Annotated in this window: 1 protein-coding gene; it reads right to left on the minus strand. The window is 43.0% G+C overall.

The genetic code is table 11. The features are described from left to right. On the minus strand, positions 1-258 hold a 258-nt coding region (locus HMPREF2794_RS21605), incomplete at both ends, for a single-stranded DNA-binding protein (RefSeq protein WP_243712389.1).

A 258-nucleotide genomic window follows, 5' to 3' on the forward strand; every position in this document is an offset into this window, starting at 1 on the left:
TCCATTCTTCCGGCTTAAAGTAGCCTTCAACGGTTATCAGCTCACCTTTTTTCAATACATCGAAGGAATCCAGTGCTTCATTCTTTCTCCAGGCTTCAATCCCCATGAAAGCGGAAACATAAGAGGTTTCTTCACCTGTCTTGTCTGCACGGCTGACCGCGATAGAAAAGCGTGCTACGCTTGCTGTTTCAAAACTACGGATTTCTGCATCCTTACCGATAAAACCTGTTACTGCGAATGAATTTTCAATCTTTTTCA

Source organism: Bacteroides sp. HMSC067B03 (genome assembly GCF_001811315.1).
GTDB lineage: Bacteria > Bacteroidota > Bacteroidia > Bacteroidales > Bacteroidaceae > Bacteroides > Bacteroides faecis.